Raw genomic sequence first — 16,888 nt, 5'->3', positions numbered from 1 at the left:
ATTTGCGCAATTAAATGATTGCACTTATATTTGCAATCAAATAGTTGCACAATGATAACAAGAAGAGATGTATTCCAGGCAATAGCCGATCCTACCCGCCGGGAGATTATTCAAAGAATCGCTCAAGGTTCACTGAATCTAAATTCAATAGCTGAATCTTTCGACATTAGTCGACAAGCAGTTTCAAAACATATCCAAATTCTTACCGAATGCGGCTTAGTTGTCATTACCCAAAAAGGACGTGAACGTTATTGTGAAGCCCAGCTTGAACAGCTTAATGAAGTAGTCAGTTGGATTGAGCAATCCAAAAAACAATGGGTTAGTAGATTTGAAAAACTGGATACCTATTTGAACGAATTACAAACTAAAAACCAGCAAGATGGAACAAAATAACCCCCAACAAGAAAAAGAACTGTTCATTACACACCTCTTCAACGCGCCAAGGGAACTTGTATTTGAGGCCTGGACAGATCCTGAAAAACTAATACACTGGTACGCCCCTGACGGCTGTACTGTTGAATTTAAATTTATAGATGTTAAGGAAGGTGGATCCTTTCATTCTTGTATTCACGATCCAATACATGGGGATTGCTGGATAAAGGGGCTTTATAAAGAAGTTATTTTTCCTGAAAAACTGGTCTTCTCTATGATCTTAACTAACGAGGATGGCCATAATGTTGGCGCCACAGAAGCTGGAAAACCGGAGGATTGGCCTGAAGAAACCTTAACGACCGTTACTTTCAAATCAATTGGTAACCAGACTAAGCTTTCTATTCATCAAACCGTTTCTGAAGCAGAAGCTAAACAGACTGGCGCTTACCAAAGCTGGATCAAAATGTTTAACCGACTTGAGACAATATTATTAACATAATACGATAAAACCAGCCACATTCCGAACCAATTCCGAATTTGATTGTTATTGATAAAACGATCACAAAAACGACAAGAAAATATGGGATTAATGGGTTATTATCTGATTGCAGGCATTATGTTTATAGTTGGGCTGATTGTTAGCAACAGGCTCAAAAGTAAATTTAATGAGTATAGCCAGATTGGCCTTCAGAATGGCATGAGCGGCAGAGAAATTGCCGAAAAAATGCTGGCGGATAATGGCATTTACGATGTGCGTGTCACCTCTGTACCAGGGCATTTAAGTGATCATTATAACCCACAAGATAAAACAGTAAATCTGAGCCCCGATGTGTATGAGGGAAGGAGTATATCAGCAGCAGCAGTTGCCGCGCATGAGTGTGGCCATGCCGTGCAACATGCTACTGCTTATCAAATGCTGACTTTCCGTAGTGCAATTGTCCCTATAGTTAATATCAGCGCACAACTTTCCCAATGGATCATACTTGCGGGGCTCGGACTTTTAGTAGGAAACGCAAATCCTACCATTTTACTTGTAGGGATAGCCCTATTTGCCATCACTACACTTTTTACGATCATTACACTTCCTGTTGAATACGATGCGAGTAACCGGGCATTGAGCTGGCTTGAAAGAAGTCACATCACCACCCCTGCCGAACACGACAAAGCAGCAGATGCACTAAAATGGGCAGCACGTACTTATGTTGTAGCTGCAATTAGCTCTATTGCAACCTTACTTTATTACATCTTGCTTTTTGTAAATAGCAGAGACCGCCATTAGTCATTTTACAACAGTCTATCCAATAGGTTATCATTCACCAAATGCGGCATGGTAATGTTCAATGTCGGTGTCCGTTCCATTTCTCTGGTTATGGCAAAGCGGGCTTCTTTATTTCTGGCCCAGCTTCTCCTGGCAATTCCATTATTCACATCAAAAAACAGCATGCTTTTTAACTTTCCAGCAGCAGCCTCTGTCCCATCAAGCACCATTCCAAAACCACCATTAATCACCTCGCCCCAGCCTACACCACCACCATTGTGGATGGATACCCAGGTTGCCCCTCTAAAGCTATCGCCAATCACGTTATGAATAGCCATGTCAGCTGTAAAACGACTTCCATCATAAATATTACTGGTTTCCCTGAAAGGAGAATCTGTACCACTCACATCATGATGATCCCTTCCCAATACCACTGGAGCAGTTAAACGACCTGAATTTACTGCTTCATTAAAGCGCAGGGCGATTTTAGCGCGCCCCTCAGCATCTGCATATAAAATCCTTGCCTGAGAGCCTACCACGAGCTTATTAGCCGCAGCTTCTTTTATCCAAACGATATTATCTTGTAATTGCTGTTGTATTTCTGCTGGAGCTTTTTCTTTGATCTCCTGCATCACTTCACAAGCCAGTTGATCTGTGATCTTCAAATCTTCGGGATTACCCGAAGCACAAACCCATCTAAAAGGACCAAAACCATAGTCAAAACACATTGGACCCAAAATATCCTCTACATAAGATGGATATTTAAAATCTATGCCATTAGTTGCCATTACATCAGCTCCTGCCCTACTACATTCCAATAAGAAAGCATTACCATAATCAAAGAAATAAGTTCCTTTTGATGTATGCCTATTTACAGCCGCGGCGTGTCTGATTAATGAAGCCTGAACTTGCGCTTTAAAATGCTCAGGTTCAGCAGCCATCATTACATTCGACTCCTCATAGCTAAGTCCAACCGGATAATAACCGCCAGACCATGGATTATGTAATGAAGTTTGATCTGATCCAATCTCCACAAAAATACCAGCCTCGTCAAAACCTTCCCATACATCAACGATATTTCCAATATAGGCAAGAGATACGGTTTCCTTTACAGCTTGCGCAGTTTTGATCCTTGCAACCAATCCGTCCAAATCTTCCAACAACTCGTCTACCCAGCCTTGCTCATGCCTTTTACGAGCGGCTGTAGCATTTATTTCAGCACATACTGTGATGCAACCACTTATGTTACCCGCTTTCGGTTGCGCACCACTCATTCCGCCTAAACCTGCGGTCAGAAAAATCCGACCTGCCGGACTTTGAGTAGCATCCAATTTCTTCCTAAAAGCGTTCATTAGGGTGATCGTTGTTCCATGCACAATACCTTGTGGACCGATATACATATAAGAACCAGCGGTCATTTGTCCGTATTGTGTTACCCCCAGCGCACTGTACTTCTCTAAATCATCAGGAGAAGAGTAGTTAGGAATCATCATCCCATTGGTTACAACCACACGTGGAGCCGCTGAAGAAGAAGGAAACAAGCCTTGCGGATGCCCACTGTACATATTCAAGGTCTGCTCATCCGTCATCCTGGCCAGGTACTGCATCGTAAGCAGATACTGCGCCCAATTCTGAAATACACCACCGTTCCCTCCATAAGTAATCAATTCATGTGGATGCTGAGCAATTGCCGGATCAAGATTATTTTGAATCATCAGCATGATACAGGCCGCATGAAGACTCTGATATGGATATTCAGCTACGGGGCGTGCATACATATCATAATCCGGCCTAAAGCGATGCATATAAATCCGGCCATAGGTCTTTAGCTCCTCAAAAAATTCGGCCGCTAGTTCTTCATGCCAGGCTTCAGGGAAGTAACGCAAAGCATTACGAAGTGCTAGCTTCTTTTCTTCCTTCGTTAAAATATCCTTGCGTACCGGTGCATGACTAACCTTTGTATCGTATATTTTTTTTTCAGGCAATTGACTCGGAATCCCCTGTAATATTTGTTCCTTAAAATTCATTATTATTGGGTTTGATAGCTGAACAATACTCAATATTGACCTAAAAATCTTCAAATTGCGCAGTAAATGGAGTAGTGTTAACAACGTTCTCTTTGGCCGCTAATTCCTGAGCAATTTTTAAAACTGTCCCACTCTGTACCATCTCTATTGCTTTTTCCATCATTTCATACATGATCTGATCCTCTTCCAGATGTTCGATTTTAGAACGTACAAACTCATGTACAGCCATTACGATCTTTCCAGACTTTAATGGCGCATGATAATCCATCGCCTGCGCAGCACAGAAAAGTTCTATACCTAAAATTTTCTCTACATTTTCAATCACTTGTAGCGCTTTTCTCCCACTGATAGAGCCCATACTCACATGATCCTCCTGCCCCAATGAGGTAGGAATACTATCGGCACTTGCCGGAAAGCATAGTCCTTTATTTTCACTGGCCAAAGCTGCAGAAGTATACTGTAAGATCATAAAACCGGAATTTAAACCTGTTTCCTTCATCAACAATTTAGGTACACCATCCGTATTTCCTTCCAAAGAAAGATAGATTCTGCGGTCTGATATATTACCAATCTCTGATGCTGCCAAACAAGCGTAATCTAAAGGCATGGCAATAGGCTGTCCATGGAAATTACCACCGCTGATGGTATTGTCTTCGCTAAAGATAATCGGGTTATCTGTAACCGAATTGATCTCGATTTCTAAGGTATCCTTAAGGTGTAACCAGGCATTTCTGGAAGCCCCATGCACTTGCGGAATGCAACGTAAAGAATAAGGATCCTGCACTTTCGCACAATCCAAATGCGAACTTACAATCTCCGAATCCGCCAACAGATTTCTAATGTTAGCAGCCACATGCTGATTCCCAGCGTATGGTCTTAATTTATGTAATCCTTCATCAAAAGGCTTCACCGATCCCATCAATCCTTCCAACATCATGGCAGCAGTGATATCTGCCGTAGCCAATACATTGTAAAAACGAGCCACCACTTTTACCGCATGAGCGGCTATAAACTGAGTACCGTTAATTAGCGCCAGACCTTCCTTCGCTCCTAAAGCAATGGGCTTAAGGTTATGTTCTTTTAAAAGATCCGCGGTAGCTACAACAGCTCCTTTGTAATGCACTTTCCCCAATCCAATTAAGGGAAGAAAAAGATGCGATAAAGGCGCTAAATCACCCGAAGCACCGACAGAGCCTTGCTTTGGAACTAGTGGTATAGCCCCTATTTCCAAATGCCAGATCATACGATCCAAGGTAGCTTCCTGAATACCTGAATAACCTTTTGCTAGTGCTTGTAATTTAAGTACCAACATTAATCTGGATATTTCAGCATCTATAGGTTCTCCTACACCAACGGCATGACTCTTAAGAATATTCTCCTGCAGTTTTTTGGTATCTTCAGCAGAAATCATTTCGGTACACAATGGACCAAAACCAGTATTAATGCCATAAACAGGCTTATCTGCAAGTGCTATTTTTTCAACTATAGCACTGCTTTCTTTTATCTTCTGACGGGTTTCAGGGCTTAAAACCCCTTTCAAGTTTCCTTTACTAATTGCCAGCGCTTTGCTAACTGTAAGGAAGTCTGAACCGTAATTAAAAAACTGATTAACACTCATATCAAAAATCGTTTACACAAATATAACCCCTATCTTTGATACTTATAAATACCAATTACATCATCAACCAATAACCATGAGTTATCAAATAGAACTACGTCACTTGAAATATTTCCAGATTCTTGCTCAGGAATTAAAATTCAGAAAGGCAGCAGAATTACTATTTATTTCACAACCCGGCCTTAGCCGGCAAATCATGCAAATGGAAGAGATATTTAATGTAAGCTTATTCGATCGTAGCAAAAAAAAGGTGGAGCTTACCGCTGCAGGACTGTATTTAAAAGAAGAGGTCGACTTTATTTTTAACCATCTGGAAACCATCAGGCGCCAGCTCGACAATATTAGCCAGGGAAAAGAAACAGAACTGCGCATTGGCTTTTTAGGCTCTGCAGCACAAAAGATAGTCCCAGAACTGGTACTTAGATTAAACACAGAATATCCCGGAATACAAACTATTCTGGACGAAATGCCCAATAGACTACAGGTAGAAATGCTCGAAAAGGACAAATTAGATCTCGCTTTTATCCGACTGCACCGTTTACCAGAAGGAATATCCAGACACCTGGTTCATCAGGACACCTTTGCGATGGTATTACCTATGAACCATCCAATAAATGAAACCAATTTTAATAGCGTAAGGGATTTCAGCAGTGAACAGTTTATCTTTTTCTCAAGTGAGGACAGCCCATTTTACCATGAGCTGATTACCAGTATTTGTGAAGATGCCGGCTTTCGCCCTAAAGTATTCCATAAATCAGTAAATGCGCTTACTATATTTAAGTTGGTCGAAGAAGGTCTTGGGGTAGCAATTGTACCCACATCTTTGCAATATGGGTACAGTTTAAATGTTAAGTTTATTGAGCTCAAAAATATTCCACAGCGAACGGAGTTGTATGTTGCTTGGAAGGAATCGAACAGAAATCCGGCCTTGAAAAACGTAATAGAGCTCTTACTTAAAGAAACAAAAGATTAAACATTTAGGAATCTTTGAGCAGTTCAGGGATCGTAAAATAAAATGTTGTTCCTATCCCCTCCTCACTCTCTGCCCATAAAACGCCACCATGTTTTAATACAAAATCGTTGCAAAGACTCAGGCCTAAACCTGTTCCCTTTTCACCCAAAGTACCAAAAGTAGTATAGTTTGAATTCTTATCGAACAACTCATTGAGCTTATATTTTGGAATTCCAAGCCCATTATCTTTCACAGAAAAGAGTACAGCATTATTATGCTCTACGACCTTAAGTTTGATACTTCCCCCGGCAGCTGTAAATTTAACTGCATTGGAAAGTAAGTTTCTAATAATCGTCTCCAACATTCCGATATCCGCATGAAGCAAAATATCTCCTTTGAAACAAGGGGCAATGTTAATGTTTTTCTTAATCGCCATAGGAGAAACCGTCTGAATACATTTATCTATAAGGCCCGCCAGGTCTTTAATTTCCACAGGATTAAAACTTACGGCATCGAATTGAGATTTTGCCCAGGTCAATAAATCCTCAAGCAGTATATTGGCATTAGATAACTCGGTTTTCATCATTGAAAGATACAAATGGACTTCATCTGCCGAACTCGACTCAAAATCATTGAGTGTCAAATCCAGCAATTGCAAACTTCCTGATATTGGGTTTCGCAAATCATGCCCTATAATCGAAAAGAGTTTATTTTTTTGTTCATTTGAAGCGGTAAGCTCAGTGTTTAAAGCTTGTAATGCATTTTCTTGAAACTTTCTCCTGGTCACATCTCTCATACTGCCTTCAGTCCCTATAATCACGCCATTTTCCACATTAAGTTTTGCGTTAACCGAAGCGTAGCGGAGCTCCTCATCTTTGGTTTTAAGCCTGACTTCAAAATCAATAACAGCACCATTAATGCGCAGCTGTTCTATAATCCGTTCGCGATCCTGGGGATAGTAGTAAAAATCCCCCACAGGTTTTCCAATTATCTCTGTACGGAGATAACCTGAGTGGTGGGCAATAGAAGGACTGATTTCAGTAACAATTCCTTCCTGATTCGTTTGATAGAATACATCCTGTACATTTTCAAAAATGGTTCGATATTTCTTTTCACTCAGTACCAGGTCGTTTTCAATCTCTTTTCTTTTGGTAATATCTTCAATCTGAGAAACATAATGAAGTGCTTTCCCAGCACTGTCATAAAGCATCGTAGCTGCGATAACCACCCAAATGGCACTCCCGTCTTTATGTAAATATCTCTTTTCATATTTCACTTCTTCAATCTTACCCAGGGCCAAATCTTCTAATATAGTCTGGCTCCCCTTAAGATCTTCAGGGTGAGTAAGATCCTGGATACTAAGCGACTTCATTTCGTTCTCCGTATAGCCAAGCATCTGACATAAACTTTTATTTACCCTCTCCCATTTTCCTTGGGGACTAATCAGCGCCATCCCAACGAGCGAATGCTCAAAAGCCTGTTTAAATTGAGCTTCACTTTGATAAAGTTCTTCTTCAAGCTTAATCCTTTTTGTAACATTAAATGCTACTGCACCAACCATTCCGCCCTCTCCATCTTTAAAGGGGAATTTATAGGTTTTATAATACTGAGGATGCCCATTTCCATCTCTTACAGTTTGATGAAATTCCTTGTTTTCCCCAGACCTCAGCACATCTTTATTGTCTAATCGTGCACTTCGGGCTATCTCCTCCCCAAAAATTTCCTCAAGTGGCTTTCCTATTATTTCCGGGGTAAGATGAAGGGTCTCAAAAAAACACTTATTGGCGTATCTTAAAAAATTATCATCATCGGCAATCCAACACAATCCAGGCAATTCATCCATAAATGCATAAAACCTCTTTTCGTTCATTGTAAAAGCACCATGTTCTGCCTTTTTCGTAATATCAGAGATCACATGATCCAGCTCCAATGCAGACTTCGATAGATACTCATGCAAAATATCCTGATCTTCAATAGAAACATTGTCCTTCAGCAATTCAATTAACGACATAATCTGTGTTAGCGGTCCTCTAACTTTATGCGAATGCATCCAGGCAATATCGACTAGTTTTTTGTTTTGATCTTCAATCTCCTTTATATAGTTCCTATTTTCTGTAATGTCTCTTTGGATAGAAATCCAATGGGTGATGGCCCCGGTATGATCAGCAACAGGGCAAATATTAATGCTTACATCGTAAGGCTTTCCACTTTTGGTATAATTAATCAGTTCAGCATTACATGGAAGTCCATTTTTTATAGCGGTATCAATTTTTCTTAACCCCTGTTGAGCATGGTTGTAACCATGAAAAACATCAGGAACTTTTCCAATTAATTCTTCCCGACTAAAACCAGACATGTTCAACAGTGCATCGTTAACATAAATAATAACAGGACCTGATTCAACAGTATTAGTAATCACAACTCCATCTGTTGTATTGATCACTACAGACTCCAATAGCTTAGACCAATGCTCCTCTTCTACACGCTTGGTAATATCATGGACCAAAACTACTCGGGCTTGTTTATCATCAAATTCAATCTCATTACTTTCAACTTCCACAGCGATCAGTTCGCCATTTTTTTTAACATGTCTAAAAGTATTTTTATAGGGCTCTCCTGTTTTAGCATTTTCCCGCACAATATTTTTAGCCATATCTGCATCTTCCGTCGGAATTATAGCAGCTATTGTCATTGTTAAAAACTCCGCCTTCGAAAACCCATATAATACAGTGGCGGCAATATTTACATCAAGAAAGCAATATGTATTGACATCATAAACCCACATAGGCAGTGGGGACTTCTCAAATAAGTTATAGTAGCTCGCTTTTCGTTTCATTTTAATCCTTTACCTTTCACGTTTTACCAAACGGAATGTAGTATTATTTGAACTAAAACACGCCAGAAATTATATTGATTTAATTAAATTCAATTCATCTGCGACACAAAGCGCTTACTCAAAGAAAGTTAACTTAACAAACATCTGATTTTTTTTTAGCAATTGCATCTACTGTCATTTTCAACACAGCAGATGCAATATTTGTACCAGGCAACTTATTTTTTAACCTGGTAATTCCCAGCAACAGCGCCAGTTGATTTTACAATACGGTTCCATGAATTGATCTGCGCTATAGCGAGCGTAAGGTTGGCAATCTCCTGTTTATTAAAATGGCTCAAAAGCACTTCATGAATTTCATCAGCCTCAACATCAGCTTTCATGTAAGTCAGCAACTCTGCAAATTCAAGCACAGCACGTTCTTTTGGCGTATAATAAGGAGCCTCTCTCCAAGCCGAAATAGATATAAGCCGCTGAAAAGTTTCACCTGCATGTAAGGCTTCTTTCGAATGCATATCTAAACAATAAGCACAACCGTTAATTTGTGAAACCCTTAACCTCATCAGCTCAAGTAGCAAATGATCAAGACCTGATTGATCAAGATAAGCTTCCACATGATGCATCGCTGCCATCAATCCTTGTGGCAATTCATTATTTTTAATCCTTTCCATTATACCATATTTTTTTTATCAATAACAAGACAAAAAATAGAAACACAACGTGACAAAAACGTTGAATTACTTTAGGTTTTTTAATTTATCAGGATTCCTGATGATGTAAGCACCAATGATCTGACCATCCTGAAGCGTAAATATTACACATTTTGCTAATACGCCTTTTAGGTAATAGAACAAAGCTGGCTGCTGATTAACTACTCCATGATGCACGACTGCCTCTTCATAAAATTTAGTGTAAAGACCTTGCAACAATGCGGCCACAGACTTTTTGCCATACACAGGATTGATAGCCGCACGAGCCTTACCGCCTCCATCAGAAATAGATACAATATCTTCGTTCAACATAGCCTCTAGCCTATTCATATCACCCGAATGAAGGACATTGAGATAATTAGTTAAAAAAGATTCCGGCACACGACTACGTGTCACTTCTTTCGGATCCCCAATACTTTTCTTGGCTCTCGTTAACAGTTGTCTGGAAAGATCAGGCTTAATATCTAATACGGCCGCAATTTCAGTATGTTCATAATCAAACGCCTCTTTTAAAATAAATACAGCCCTTTGTCTGGGATTTAACTTTTCTAAAAGTACCATCAACGAGTACGACAACAATTCTTTGCGATTGATCCCCCCATCTGAACTTTCAGTAGCCATTGGCTCAGGGAGCCATTCCCCAGGGTAATCCAACATTTGTTTCTTTAACTTCTTCTTTTGATTGATAGCACGATTAATTACCATCCTGATCAGATAAGATTTGGAATCTTCAATATGCTGCTGATCTAAATCCAAAAACTTCAACAATACATCCTGTACCACATCCTCCGCGTCCTCTACCGAGCCACAAATGTTGTATGCATAATTTTTTAAGCTTGGTCTTAAGCGAGTAATCAGTTCTGTGTTCATCTTGTTTTCGGCATCAATAGGGCGTCTAAATTAATAATAAAATTGATATACGATACTCCGAAACAAATTGGTTCTAATTTTCTTTATACTTTTACGTCAAAGCAATAATATGGAATTAGGGATTAGCACATTCGGAGAATTACAACCAGATGGTACTGCTGGAAAAGCAATAAATGCGCAAAAAAGAGTTCAGGAACTATTGGAAGAAGTAAAGTTGGCCGATGATGTTCCGCAATACCAGATTCCTTGCGCAATTGGTAACGGGTGCGATATCGCATAAACAAATTCTAAAAACTATTGAACTGTTTGGTACTAAGGTTGCGCCTGTTGTAAGAAAAGAAACCAGAAAGGGTAATTAGCTTGCTTAACGGCCGCTTGTTTTTTTCAGATTCGCATCGATCAAGGCAACCATTTCTGCAAATTCTTTCTCTGAAAAACCTATCGACTGATAAATGATCTTACCATTTTGGTCTACAATAATGTTCCGTGGAATAGATTGGGTAGCAAATTTGCTAAAAATACTGCGATCAACATCTGGAAGTATAGGGAAAGTGAATCCTTTAGCTTTTTTAAAGGGTTCTAATTTATCCCAGCCTTCTTCACGCCCAAAAACAAAAAATGCGAAGTCAGGGTTGTTACTATATTTCTCCCAAATCTGCTTTTGAACCAGCGGAAGTTCAGTATTACATGGCGGACACCAGGTTGCAAAAAGATTAATAAGAATAAGCTTCCCTTTATAGTCATCGATATTAGCTGTTTTTCCTCTTTCTATCTCAAAAGAAAATTTTGGAACACTTTCTCCAAGTTTCGTTAAGGTACTTTTGTCATCCTGTGCGATAGTGGCGAAGGGTAGCAAAAGCAATAAGATTGCTACGCGGGTCAATTTCATATTCTTTTTATTTAAAGAGATTTAAGCAAATTGTCTGAAGCACAAGCGTGCTTGAAAATCCAGCAGCTGTCTTTTTCTTTTAACCAAATCAGTTTCTCTGGCTTTACTTACATCATATCCTATAGCTTCAAACTGCTTTAGCGTATGCTCCAGTTCGTAAAAGTCGCGATACCTCGTCTTTAGCTCATCCAAAACATACCTTTGGGCTGCAATAAAATGAAAGTATTTAAAAATATGTAAATCCCGTTCTTTTAACTGCGCGCCCAATAGCTCACACTCTGCTTTAGCATCAGGATCATTACAAATTTCATTAAACCTACGTACATCATTCAATACCTCATCATTAAATAAGTCTTCAATGTGATAGATTGGAATTACTACAGGTTTTTGATAAATATCTTCCAGATTTTCAACATAGGGTTCTCTATAATTAAAATACCCCTGGTAAATTTCCGGATAATTTTCATTGTACATAATGGGAATGATTTATTTGGTTCTGCAAAATAAAAAAATAAAACATATTTTCAGCTAAAGTGTTAATATCTAAGGTATCTGTTAGTATTTAATCTGTAAATCAAACTACAATGGGAGCAACAGAATTACAATCACAAGACTTTGACATAGAGGTTAATTTAAACGGAAAACCTACTACCATCCAGGTAAAGGTAGAAGAAACTACCGATGGAGTTGCATATTACGAATGTATACACTCGGGTAAGAGTTTAACACAAATCAGAAAAGAAGAAGATGGAGACTGGGAGCAGATTTGGGGAGATCTGGATCAACAAACGGTAAACCTCATTGGATCAGCAATAAGTAACAAGTAACACCATATTATGACTACACATCAAACTAATCTGAAGCTTCGTTCGGGCAAATTTTCTATTGAAAAACACCAATATGCAAACGTTGGTGTGAATGAACGTATGGTATCCATGTTTTTAGCTGGGATATTAATGAGCAGAGGCATCAAAAAACCATTAGGCGCATCATTTCTATATGGAACCTACCTCGCTTATCGGGCCTTTACAGGTCATTGCCTATTGTACGAGTCATTAGGTATAGATGCCAGCAAACCCCATACGATAAACATTAGAGGCGAATTTGAAATCGACCGTCCAGCCAAAGATGTCTACAATTACTGGCGTAATTTAAATAACCTACCGGGAAGCATTAAGCACTTACTAAATGTAGAAATGGTTGAAGAAAATCTATCCAGATGGAAATCAAATGTGATGGGCAATTTGTTTGCTGTAGACTGGCAAGCAGAAATTATTAAAGATGAGCCCGGACGTTTAATCGGCTGGCGATCCGTTCCGGGCTCATTAATTCAGCATGTTGGAAGGGTTCAATTTACAGCAACACCCGACCAACAGGGTACATTATTAAAAATTGTGCTTTCTTACCGCCCTCCGGCTGGTGGCATTGGCTTGGGAATGGCTAAACTGCTAAACCCGTATTTCGAAAGTCTGCTTAAAAAGGAAATAAAAACCTTTAAACATACTATCGAAAATACTATGCCCCACCAGTTTTAGCCACAAGCGTAAGCAAGATGCCAAGTATATATACAGCCATGATCACAATGGTAACCACACCCCAAAACTTAAATACTGATTTCATTTTTTTCATTGCAACAGTAAAGTTCTCCTGGTCACCGTACAATACCGCAGTATTCGCTGCATTAGAAAATTTAAACAGCAAAAAACTAGGGTAAAACAGCATCAGCGAAACGCATAAAAAATATACTGTCAGAAACGTCGCACCCAACTGGGCCATTGGGTTCCCTGGCGCAGAGACCTGAAGAGTCTCCATGATCGCAGTCGCGCTAAATGCAGTAAGCGCCATCAAGGCTGCAAACAAAAAACCTATAACGGAGAGAAACCGGGTCCACTTTGCAGTCTCGTAAATATAGCTCCTGATCTCTTCAGTTACTACTAGTTGTTCATGTTCTTCAGCTGCTTCTTCTATCGGCTCTGTATCTTCAATATTCTCCATAATCGTTAATTATTACTTAATAAGGTTTAAGTACCCTAAACATAAAAAATATTTTTAAAAAATTGATACCTTTGCGCCAAATCAAGAAAAAAATCATTCATGGCATTACAATGTGGTATCGTTGGTTTACCAAATGTTGGAAAATCTACATTATTTAACTGTTTATCTAACGCGAAAGCCCAAGCGGCGAACTTCCCTTTTTGTACTATCGAGCCTAATATAGGCGTAATTACTGTACCAGACGAGAGATTGACAAAATTAGCCGAGTTGGTTAAGCCAAACCGTATCGTTCCAAATACTATCGAAATCGTAGATATCGCTGGTTTGGTAAAAGGTGCATCAAAAGGTGAAGGTTTAGGCAACCAGTTTTTAGGTAACATCAGGGCTACAAATGCAATCATTCATGTATTGCGTTGTTTTGACGATGGAAATGTGATCCACGTTGATGGTTCAGTTGATCCTATTCGTGATAAAGAAATCATTGATACCGAATTACAACTTAAAGATCTGGATACAGTTGATAAACGCATTCAGAAAGTTGAGAAAATGGCTAAAACAGATAAGGACGCCAAAAGAACTTTCGATATCCTTAGCATTATTAAAGCACAGTTGGAAAGCGGACAATCAGTTCGTTCGGCAGCAGTATCAGCAGAAGATTTCGAATTTATTCAAGACCTGGGCTTGTTAACTCAAAAACCAGTATTGTACGTTTGTAATGTTGATGAAGGTTCGGTAATCAACGGCAACGCTTATGTTGAACGTGTTAGAGAAGCAGTAAAAAATGAGAATGCTGAAGTATTGGTCATCTCTGCTAAAATAGAATCAGAAATTGCTGAATTAGAAAGTTACGAAGAACGTCAGGAGTTTTTAGCTGATCTTGGTTTAACAGAATCTGGTGTAAACAAATTGATTGTTGCAGCATACCGTTTATTAGACTTATATACTTATTTTACTGCAGGTGTACAAGAAGTAAGAGCCTGGACAATTACTAAAGGCTTTACAGCTCCACAAGCTGCTGGTGTAATCCATACCGATTTCGAAAAAGGATTTATCCGCGCTGAGGTGATTAAATATAATGACTTTGTAACCTTAGGTTCTGAGAATGCTTGTAAAGACGCAGGTAAATTAGGTGTCGAAGGAAAAACCTATGTTGTAGAGGATGGTGACATTATGCACTTCCGTTTCAACGTTTAAAATATTAAAATAAAACATTACTCTTCGAAGAAGGAACCTTTTGCCATGAAGAATGGCAAAAATTCCTAGGTCTTCTCTGAGAACGTATTATTTTCTACTCCAAATAGAGATAGGTCATCTCAAAAGATAAAAGTATATTATGAAACAGATTAAACATTTAGTGCTTCTTGCTGCAATTGCAACTGGCTTTACAGCTTGTAAAAGTAGCGTTGATGATTTTGATGCAAACGCACAGTTAACAGCAGATACTATTGCAATCAGAAAATATGTAACTGACAACAAAATTCCTGCCCTTAAAGATAAATCAGGTGTATTTTATCAAGTGATCACTCCAGGCTCAGGCGAGGTAGTTACAGTTAGTAAAACAGTTACTGTTGATTATTCGGGTAAAGTATTGGGAGCATCAAGCAATTTTGATAGCGATCAGGCAAAACCATTTCCATTAAGTAGTTTAATTGTAGGCTGGCAAATTGGAATTCCATATATCCAAAAAGGTGGACAAATAAGACTATTTATCCCATCAGGATACGCTTATGGCAATAATGCACAACCTGGTATTCCAGCAAACTCAGTACTTGATTTCACAATAAAACTTACAAACGTTCAATAATCTTTATAACAGCACTCCTGTTAAAAACATTACTGCTACAGAGAAGTAAATGATTAACCCGGTTACATCAACCAGGGTTGCAACAAAAGGAGCTGACGACGTTGCAGGGTCGGCTCCTAACTTTTTAAGCAGCAGAGGTAACATAGATCCTGCCAGAGAACCCCATAACACTACACCCACCAGTGCTACCCCAACCGTTAAGCCTACCAACATCCAATGCGGTCCGTACATATCTGTAAAGAAGGTCCATACAAATATCCTTAAAAAGCCTATAGTACCCAGTACAATACCAAGCATCAATCCGGAAATGATCTCTCTTCGCATTACGCGCCACCAATCACCTATAGTAATTTCTCCCAATGCCATCGCTTGTATAATCAATGTAGAGGCTTGAGATCCACTATTTCCACCACTCGATATAATTAGTGGCACAAACATGGCTAAAATAACGGCTTTGGCAATATCGGCTTCAAAATGGGCCATTGCTGTAGCGGTAAGCATTTCGCCGAGAAACAGAACAACCAACCAGCCAATCCTTCTTCTAAATAAACCGAAAATTGGCATATCCAGATAAGGTTCGTCTAGCGCTTGGGTACCCCCAATTTTATGCATATCCTCGGTGTACTCTTCATTAGCAATCCATAGAATATCATCAACCGTAACAATACCAAGCAAAACGTTATTATCATCAACCACAGGTAAAGCTACCCGGTTGTTCATTCTAAACACATTAATCGCTTCCTCTTGCGGGTCATTTACTTTCAATGAAATCAAACGATGATCTGTTAACTCACCAATTTTAGCGTCAGGATCTGCAAGTAAGACTTCTCTGATTCTGATGTCATCCAGCAATACACCATCTTTATCAATCACGTAAATCACATCAATGGTTTCAGAGTTTTTTCCATAACGTCTGATGTGAGACAATACCCGGCTAACGGTCCAGTCTTTTTTAACTGCTACATAATCCGGAGTCATCAACCTACCCACACTATCCTCTTCGTAACCCAATAACGAAAGTGCTTCAATCCTATCCTTTGCGGGTAACAGGATAATAAGTTTTTTTACAGCATCCCCTTTCAGTTCGCTAAACAAAGCGGTACGGTCATCTGGAGGCAACAAGTTGATCAGCTCAGCCAGTTTATTTCCCGGAAGTTTTTTAATGATTTTTTCCTGTGTAGGAAAATCAAGGATTCTAAAAACATTAACTGCTCTTTTTATAGACAGCGTATCGATAAATTTTACTGCGTGTTGGGGAAGCTCATCTATTAAATGCTCAACATCCGAAATGTTAAGATCATCAAGATAAACTTTTAATTGTGTATCGTCATCCTGTTCTAACAGTCTAACTATCTCTTCAACCACTTCCTCTTCCATATATACGCAGTTCTTTTACATCTTTATTCTATTGTTTTACAGTTTTGCAAAAGTGCCTTTTATTTTTTAAAAATCTGCCTTTTTATGTGATTAATTCATAGTTTATTTTAAGCCAGGTATATGGGCCAAATACTGCGGTGTATAGTTATTGTCGGATTGTGACCCTTGCAATATTCTTATTAC

18 protein-coding genes are annotated in these 16,888 nt (G+C 39.1%); 9 read left to right on the top strand and 9 right to left on the bottom strand.

Features of this window, described 5'->3' with window-relative positions; all coding sequences use genetic code 11:
• Positions 1 to 51: 51 nt before the first annotated feature.
• The 3 genes from BLS35_RS01865 (at position 52) to BLS35_RS01855 (ending at position 1,651) form a co-directional block, all read left to right on the top strand.
• The gene (locus BLS35_RS01865; protein WP_090777185.1) at positions 52 to 393 is read left to right on the top strand and encodes an ArsR/SmtB family transcription factor; all 342 of its coding nucleotides are present in this window, start codon (positions 52 to 54) and stop codon (positions 391 to 393) included.
• Positions 380 to 871, top strand: coding sequence for an SRPBCC family protein (locus BLS35_RS01860; protein WP_090777183.1), 492 nt, complete (start codon positions 380 to 382; stop codon positions 869 to 871). The genes BLS35_RS01865 and BLS35_RS01860 overlap by 14 nt, the downstream gene beginning before the upstream one ends.
• Positions 872 to 952: 81 nt before the next feature.
• A complete protein-coding gene (locus BLS35_RS01855; protein WP_090777181.1) occupies positions 953 to 1,651 on the top strand; it encodes a zinc metallopeptidase in 699 nt (232 codons plus the stop codon).
• A gap of 5 nt (positions 1,652 to 1,656) precedes the next feature.
• On the opposite strand, the gene BLS35_RS01850 is transcribed toward BLS35_RS01855, so the two are convergent.
• Entirely contained in the window at positions 1,657 to 3,657 is a 2,001-nt protein-coding gene (locus BLS35_RS01850) for a urocanate hydratase (protein WP_090777179.1), read from the bottom strand.
• Positions 3,658 to 3,697: 40 nt separating this feature from the next.
• Complete coding sequence (hutH, locus tag BLS35_RS01845; protein WP_090777177.1) at positions 3,698 to 5,275, bottom strand: histidine ammonia-lyase; 1,578 nt, start codon at positions 5,273 to 5,275, stop codon at positions 3,698 to 3,700.
• A gap of 76 nt (positions 5,276 to 5,351) precedes the next feature.
• On the opposite strand from hutH, the gene BLS35_RS01840 reads away from it, so the two are divergent.
• Positions 5,352 to 6,248: a LysR family transcriptional regulator gene (locus BLS35_RS01840; RefSeq protein WP_090777175.1), complete on the top strand. Its 897-nt coding sequence runs from the start codon at positions 5,352 to 5,354 to the stop codon at positions 6,246 to 6,248.
• 4 nt (positions 6,249 to 6,252) lie between these two features.
• Here the strand turns inward: BLS35_RS01840 and BLS35_RS01835 are convergent, their stop codons facing one another.
• From BLS35_RS01835 to BLS35_RS01825, 3 genes are all read right to left on the bottom strand, one after another.
• Positions 6,253 to 9,063 carry a PAS domain S-box protein gene (locus BLS35_RS01835; protein ID WP_090777173.1) on the bottom strand — a complete coding sequence of 937 codons (2,811 nt, stop codon included), beginning with the start codon at positions 9,061 to 9,063 and terminating at the stop codon, positions 6,253 to 6,255.
• 215 nt (positions 9,064 to 9,278) lie between these two features.
• Positions 9,279 to 9,731 (bottom strand): carboxymuconolactone decarboxylase family protein, encoded by a 453-nt coding sequence (locus BLS35_RS01830; protein WP_090777171.1) that lies wholly within the window; start codon positions 9,729 to 9,731, stop codon positions 9,279 to 9,281.
• Between the two features lie 66 nt (positions 9,732 to 9,797).
• Positions 9,798 to 10,640, bottom strand: a complete 843-nt coding sequence (locus BLS35_RS01825) for a sigma-70 family RNA polymerase sigma factor (RefSeq protein ID WP_090777169.1) — start codon at positions 10,638 to 10,640, stop codon at positions 9,798 to 9,800.
• A 109-nt stretch (positions 10,641 to 10,749) separates the two neighbouring features.
• Here BLS35_RS01825 and BLS35_RS01820 point away from each other — a divergent pair, with 109 nt between their 5' ends.
• Entirely contained in the window at positions 10,750 to 10,920 is a 171-nt protein-coding gene (locus tag BLS35_RS01820; RefSeq protein ID WP_207909061.1) for a hypothetical protein, read from the top strand.
• Positions 10,921 to 11,004: 84 nt separating this feature from the next.
• Here the strand turns inward: BLS35_RS01820 and BLS35_RS01815 are convergent, their stop codons facing one another.
• Both BLS35_RS01815 and BLS35_RS01810 read right to left on the bottom strand, forming a co-directional pair.
• Entirely contained in the window at positions 11,005 to 11,529 is a 525-nt protein-coding gene (locus BLS35_RS01815) for a TlpA family protein disulfide reductase (RefSeq protein ID WP_090777167.1), read from the bottom strand.
• 21 nt (positions 11,530 to 11,550) lie between these two features.
• Positions 11,551 to 12,003 (bottom strand): hypothetical protein, encoded by a 453-nt coding sequence (locus BLS35_RS01810; protein WP_090777165.1) that lies wholly within the window; start codon positions 12,001 to 12,003, stop codon positions 11,551 to 11,553.
• Positions 12,004 to 12,113: 110 nt separating this feature from the next.
• Here BLS35_RS01810 and BLS35_RS01805 point away from each other — a divergent pair, with 110 nt between their 5' ends.
• A complete protein-coding gene (locus tag BLS35_RS01805) occupies positions 12,114 to 12,356 on the top strand; it encodes a hypothetical protein (RefSeq protein WP_090777163.1) in 243 nt (80 codons plus the stop codon).
• Positions 12,357 to 12,365: 9 nt separating this feature from the next.
• A complete protein-coding gene (locus BLS35_RS01800) occupies positions 12,366 to 13,064 on the top strand; it encodes an SRPBCC family protein (RefSeq protein WP_090777161.1) in 699 nt (232 codons plus the stop codon).
• Here the strand turns inward: BLS35_RS01800 and BLS35_RS01795 are convergent.
• Positions 13,045 to 13,524, bottom strand: coding sequence for a DUF5362 family protein (locus BLS35_RS01795; RefSeq protein ID WP_090777159.1), 480 nt, complete (start codon positions 13,522 to 13,524; stop codon positions 13,045 to 13,047). The two genes, BLS35_RS01800 and BLS35_RS01795, sit on opposite strands and share 20 nt — an antisense overlap.
• Positions 13,525 to 13,623: 99 nt before the next feature.
• On the opposite strand from BLS35_RS01795, the gene ychF reads away from it, so the two are divergent.
• Positions 13,624 to 14,718, top strand: a complete 1,095-nt coding sequence (ychF, locus tag BLS35_RS01790; RefSeq protein ID WP_090777157.1) for a redox-regulated ATPase YchF — start codon at positions 13,624 to 13,626, stop codon at positions 14,716 to 14,718.
• A 139-nt stretch (positions 14,719 to 14,857) separates the two neighbouring features.
• Positions 14,858 to 15,328, top strand: a complete 471-nt coding sequence (locus BLS35_RS01785) for an FKBP-type peptidyl-prolyl cis-trans isomerase (RefSeq protein ID WP_090777155.1) — start codon at positions 14,858 to 14,860, stop codon at positions 15,326 to 15,328.
• A 3-nt stretch (positions 15,329 to 15,331) separates the two neighbouring features.
• On the opposite strand, the gene mgtE is transcribed toward BLS35_RS01785, so the two are convergent.
• Positions 15,332 to 16,705 carry a magnesium transporter gene (mgtE, locus tag BLS35_RS01780; RefSeq protein WP_090777153.1) on the bottom strand — a complete coding sequence of 458 codons (1,374 nt, stop codon included), beginning with the start codon at positions 16,703 to 16,705 and terminating at the stop codon, positions 15,332 to 15,334.
• Between the last annotated feature and the right edge of the window lie 183 nt (positions 16,706 to 16,888).

The organism is Pedobacter sp. ok626, from assembly GCF_900100435.1.
GTDB lineage: Bacteria > Bacteroidota > Bacteroidia > Sphingobacteriales > Sphingobacteriaceae > Pedobacter.
This window is presented reverse-complemented; position numbering and strand designations above follow the sequence as displayed.